Here is a 5,321-nt window from a genome sequence, read left to right on the forward strand (position 1 = left end):
GAGCAGGTTAAAACTCAAGTCAGGAGTTTGGCTAAGAGGCAGACGAGGATTCAGAAATACTTCAACTCATCAAAAATATCCTATGCTGCCTAATTTTCCGCCCCATTCATAATATAAACTGCAAATCACTGGCAACGTTTAGGCGTACACTTCACTGGTGTGAAAAAATTGTAAAACGATACTACTATAGATCGAGTTTTTAGAGCTCTAACAAACAGCGAGGAAATCCCTCGTTTCATCCCATTGAACTCAGTCAGTAGCACATGGCTAGCCGACTCAGATGAGCTCTATCACGGCGAAATAAATGGTGATAAATTTACCGACTTCGGAGTGACTGAGAAATTAGACTCACGCTATGTTTATCCCCACCGCTACAGCTAACGGGGTAATAACCATGGAGCTGAGCGTCTAGATGATAACCACAACACCATCACCTATTCTTTGCAGCACAGACTTGGTGTGAAGTTACTCAATGTGAACTAATCTAACATCAGTTCGCCAGAGATCAACCAGCTTATGGTTAATGAGTCTGGGACTACCTTCCCGCATCGCTGAAAACGTATGTCAAGTTATAGCTTATAGAGTTAATTTTGCTGTTTCGAATAATAAAAAACGCCTAGCAGAAATGATCTGCTAGGCGTTATAGATTTTTAGAAAATGGTTTTTATAACGAGTTATTTAGTCTCGAGAAGCTTTAGTGCTTCAGCCATTTGCTGTTCAATATTCTGAACATTACGCTCAGAGAGAAGGATACCTTCCGTGTCAGCGGAGATTACTTGCGCAGCTCCATTCTGGATCTTAGCGAGTTGCTCAAGGGCATTATCAATTTGTGCGTTTGCATCCTCGCCTGCATTTTCGAGCATTCCACCTTCCTTGAATGTTCCAATAGTTTGAGTGAGAAATGTAGCGAAATCCTTAGACATGTATGTCATGGATACACCTTCTTTCGGGAGCCCAGCCATAGTAGACTTAAATGCAGTAGTTTCTGCGAGAGTGTCTTTACCGTCACTGCTCTTTGTTAGAAACTCAGGCGAAGATGCAACCCAGATCTGATCTTTGTTTGAGTCCACTGAAATGACTGGGGAGTACCCCATGAAGTTCGCTGCCATTTCAGCAGGAAGACTATAGGTGGTTACTCCGTTCGCCTCCGCTTTATTGAATGGTAGACCAGTCAAACCGATGAGTTGTCCTCCAGCTTTCGCCCAAGCCCAAGCTGCACCGTCGATGCGCCCAACAACGTGGGGCTTATCATAAGCTCCAATAGGAGTTGGAATCTTCTCGTTAGAATCTAGATCGATCACCAGATTGAAGCGTAAGTCCAGCTTTTGCAGTAGCTCAGAATTGGTCATCTCCATCATTGGTACAGGCTTAGCCATCTCAGCTTTGAACTCTGCTATATCTTCATCTGAAGCTACTGTATTCATGATTTCAGCTATCAATGGCTCAATTCCTGAAAGGTTAAGACTTAACTGGAGTGCTAGATCTGTACCTGCTGGAGCCATTGTTGGAACTGAAAGACCTTTATGTTGTGTATCGAATAATAGCTTGAGAGCCCCTTCATTTTTTCCACCATTATTGAGGCGAATTTTATTAATCCACTCACTGCCATCTGGAGTTGATGATTGAGCATAACTTGCGATGTTCTCAAATCCTAGAACACTAAACAAATCACGGCTGGTGAATTTTTCAGGCAGGTCGTCTGCATTTGCCTCAATAGCGGTTTCAGCGATTTCGAGGTAGTCAGAAAACTTGCCTTCTTTGTAGTTTGATGCGGATGTATCAACGTCCGTGGACTGAGCCACTACAGGAGTCAGTGCGGCGAGAGTGAGTGCTGGTAATAATTGGGTGTATTTGGTTTTCATTAAGTAGATAAATAATATTGGGTCTTCTCATTGTTTGGAACGCGAATGATCTATGAGATGTAAAGATGAGTGCAGCTATAGTCCTAAGTACGAGGTTATCTCAAGTAGAAAAAAATGAACCACTCTGGTGAGATTGGTAATTCTGGCGAGTGTGATCTAGTAATGGCGCATGGCTATTCTAATATAGCTGCTATGGATCTGCTTGGAATGATAGAGTTTGGCATGGCCCTGCCCGAAGCGAAGGAAAAGACCTATTTTAGGACGGAGGCATTAGTGATACAAAGTGGTCGGTAAAATGTTTGAAGTTACTTACCCTTAGAGTATTTTTTTGATTTCACATTTTAAATGTGACCCAGATAGAGCGCTCGATCTGTCTGACCAATACAATGCTATTCAGCCAGGTAGGTATATGAAATTACGCCACTGGATAACCATAGAGATTATCGGTAAAGTCGCTGCAGAAGTGTTCCAGGACCTAGTTGAACATTCCTGTATATTAGTTCTTGCAAGCCTGTAGAAGAATGACTGAATCAGTATCCAAGAAACATTAGCGCCAAAATAATTCAGCGACTTGATGAACCAGCACCCTCAGTAACAGTAATTCTAAATTCTTAACAGGAGCGAAGCGCTCCAATATTCACATTCTTTATGCTTTCTCTTGCTTGAACTAAGACTCTGGAGACAATCGCCATAAGATTTTTTACCAATATGAGTAACTCCACATTTCCTGAAATTGCCCAAGCTCTACGCCAGCACAAGTCCTTCATCATCATGAGCCACGTGCGCCCAGATGGTGACGCCATCGGATCGCAGCTCGCCCTAGGACACGCGCTCGAGGAACTAGGCAAGACCGTCTACTACGTAAACGAAGACGGTCTGCCAGATAACCTCGCCTTCCTTCCGCACTCGGAAAAGCTCATTCAGCCTAAAGGTGAAGTCCTCGACGTAGAGGTCGCTATCGCAGTCGACTGTGCCACTAAACCACGTCTCGGCGACAACGCACTAATAGCCGCATCCAAAGCAAAACTCTGGATCAACATTGACCACCACATCTCTAACCCAGCCTATGGCGATCTCAACTACATCGATGGAGAATCACCTGCAGCCGGAAAAATCATCTATGACTTTATCAAGTCTGAGGACTTCCCACTCTCGGATGTCACTCGCGACGCCATCTACGTGGCAGTCTCCACCGACACCGGCTCATTCCAGTACGGTAGCACCACTGCCGAGACCTACGAAATGGCTGCAGACCTCATGCGCCGGGGCCTAAAAGTTGGCCAGATCAACTCTCAAACGTACGACAGCCACCCGTACCGTCGCGTCGAACTCACACGCCGCTTGCTTAATACTCTTCAGCTATCCGAAGACGGTCGCATGGCTGACTGGCAGCTCATTTACAGCACACAAATAACTCTGGGGCTCAAGCCAGAGGATAGCGAAGGACTCATCGACATGATTCGTGCCATCCAAGGCGTTGAAGTCGCTGTCTTCTACGAAGAACTACCAGACGGCATGATCCGTGTCAGCATGCGTTCTAAAAATAAGGCAATCAACGTCTGCGATGTGGCCAAGATATTCGGCGGCGGCGGCCACGCAATGGCTGCAGGTATCCGCACCGATGGCACTATCGAAAGTGTCCGCGATGCAGTCTCCGCAGAGCTCCGTAAACGCCTCGACGCTAACGCCAAATAATTAACAAATGTCCGATATTGAAGAAATTCCTAGTGGCGTTTTGGTGGTCGATAAGGACCCTAACATGACCTCACACGACTTGGTGGCCATCACCCGCCGCCAACTCAAATTTAAGAAAATTGGCCACTGTGGCACCCTCGACCCCATGGCCACTGGAGTCATGATGTTAGTCATCGGTAAGGCTACGAAGCTCCAGGATAAACTAATGTGCGAAGATAAAATCTACGATGGCTCACTCAAGCTAGGTATCACCACTGGCTCGCAAGATAAAGAAAGTGACATTGTCGAAGAAAAAGAAGTTCCAGAGTTTTCTGATGAAGTCATCGATGCAGCCTTCAAAAAATTCACAGGTGATTTCGAACAAATCCCACCCATGGTTTCAGCCATCAAGAAAAATGGCGTACCACTCTACAAACTTGCACGCAAAGGCATCAGTGTAGAGCGCAAGCCACGTGCAGTCACCGTCATGGACTACAAACTCCACCGCGTAGAACTCCCCGAACTCGACTTCACAGTCAACTGCAGCAAAGGTTTCTACGTCCGCACCTACGCTCATGACATCGGCCAAGACCTTGGCTGTGGCGCTCACCTCATTGCTCTTAGACGCACTCGCTCAGGTAAATTTGACCTCAGCCGAGCAATTAAAACTAAAGACCTTAAAGTCGCCACACGCGAGCAGATTATAGAAAAGATGATCAAGCTTGATGAAATCGCAGAAATGCTATCCGAATAATCGTATGCGGGTGTTCCATCATATCAGCGAACTTGGCCACTTAGGCAAGCCCGTGCACCTAGCACTAGGAGTCTTCGATGGTGTCCATGTGGGACACCAAGAAGTCATCCGCCATGCGGTCGAAGCTGCTAAGCACGAAGGCGGACTTGCCGGAGTCGTGACTTTCGAACCACATCCAATTAGGGTTCTAGCTCCTGAACGCGCACCTCGCCGCATTTTGGCCTCGATCAAGCACAAGGCAGACTTGTTAGCTGAGCTCGGAGTCGATTTCCTTTGTGTCCAGGAATTCACCCTCGATTTCTCAAGACAAGAGGCGAGGGATTTCATTGAAGATTTAGCTCAAAACTCAGGAAAACTTCGGCATATCGCTGTCGGTGAAGATTGGATTTTTGGTAAAGCACGTGGTGGCAATGTTCAGCGCCTGCGCGAGTGGGGGGAGGTGTTAGGATTTGTCGTAAAGGCAGCTCCACCAGTCATGGTACAAGGTGAGCGGGTGAGTAGTACACGCATTCGCCAAGCTATACGCGATGGTAACCTGCCCGCAGTCAAAGAAATGTTAGGGCGCGATTACACTGTGGTCGGAACAGTAGAAAAGGGTAAGCAACTAGCACGCCAACTAGGATTCCCAACCGCTAATGTTGTTGCCCATAACGAGCAACTTCCGCCGGATGGAGTCTGGCAGCTAGAAGCCGCCATTGATGGCGCACACTACCGCGCTATCGGTAACCTGGGCCGACGCCCCACTGTCGAGAATGAGAATGCTCGGCGGCTGTTAGAGGTTCATGTCTTCGACTTCAATGGCGATCTCTATGATAAAGTCATAGAGGCAAAATTCCTTAAATTCATCCGACCCGAGAAAAAGTTCGACTCCATCCAAGCCCTAAAAGCCCAGATCCAAGCCGACGCCGTCTCAGTCCAAGAATAGCTCATCCTAGTTAGAGGTCAGAGGTCAGAGGTCAGAGGTCAGAGGTCAGAGGTCAGAGGTCAGAGCAATGGAATTATTAATTATTCATTAGGGCTATGCGACTCCA

Annotated in this window: 5 protein-coding genes; 4 read left to right on the plus strand and 1 reads right to left on the minus strand. The window is 46.9% G+C overall.

The features are described 5' to 3' along the window. Positions 1–674: 674 nt before the first annotated feature. Positions 675–1,862: a hypothetical protein gene (locus ABGY95_RS10470; RefSeq protein ID WP_347441630.1), complete on the minus strand. Its 1,188-nt coding sequence runs from the start codon at positions 1,860–1,862 to the stop codon at positions 675–677. Positions 1,863–1,976: 114 nt separating this feature from the next. On the opposite strand from ABGY95_RS10470, the gene ABGY95_RS10475 reads away from it, so the two are divergent. The 4 genes from ABGY95_RS10475 (at position 1,977) to ribF (ending at position 5,215) form a co-directional block, all read left to right on the plus strand. Then, entirely contained in the window at positions 1,977–2,156 is a 180-nt protein-coding gene (locus tag ABGY95_RS10475; protein WP_347441631.1) for a hypothetical protein, read from the plus strand. Positions 2,157–2,570: 414 nt separating this feature from the next. After that, positions 2,571–3,557, plus strand: coding sequence for a bifunctional oligoribonuclease/PAP phosphatase NrnA (locus ABGY95_RS10480; protein WP_347441632.1), 987 nt, complete (start codon positions 2,571–2,573; stop codon positions 3,555–3,557). A 7-nt stretch (positions 3,558–3,564) separates the two neighbouring features. After that, positions 3,565–4,290: a tRNA pseudouridine(55) synthase TruB gene (gene truB / locus ABGY95_RS10485; protein ID WP_347441633.1), complete on the plus strand. Its 726-nt coding sequence runs from the start codon at positions 3,565–3,567 to the stop codon at positions 4,288–4,290. After that, entirely contained in the window at positions 4,262–5,215 is a 954-nt protein-coding gene (ribF, locus tag ABGY95_RS10490) for a riboflavin biosynthesis protein RibF (RefSeq protein ID WP_347441634.1), read from the plus strand. Before truB ends, ribF begins: the two co-directional genes overlap by 29 nt. Positions 5,216–5,321: the final 106 nt, after the last annotated feature.

The organism is Rubritalea sp., from assembly GCF_039830215.1.
In the GTDB taxonomy this organism is placed as follows: domain Bacteria; phylum Verrucomicrobiota; class Verrucomicrobiia; order Verrucomicrobiales; family Akkermansiaceae; genus Rubritalea.

Excerpts from the sequence above, each read along its gene's own strand:
- truB (WP_347441633.1), top strand. The coding sequence starts at position 3,565 with ATGTCCGATATTGAAGAAATTCCTAGTGGCGTTTTGGTGGTCGATAAG.
- ABGY95_RS10470 (WP_347441630.1), bottom strand. The coding sequence starts at position 1,862 with ATGAAAACCAAATACACCCAATTATTACCAGCACTCACTCTCGCCGCA.
- ABGY95_RS10475 (WP_347441631.1), top strand. The coding sequence starts at position 1,977 with ATGAACCACTCTGGTGAGATTGGTAATTCTGGCGAGTGTGATCTAGTA.
- ABGY95_RS10480 (WP_347441632.1), top strand. The coding sequence starts at position 2,571 with ATGAGTAACTCCACATTTCCTGAAATTGCCCAAGCTCTACGCCAGCAC.
- ribF (WP_347441634.1), top strand. The coding sequence starts at position 4,262 with ATGAAATCGCAGAAATGCTATCCGAATAATCGTATGCGGGTGTTCCAT.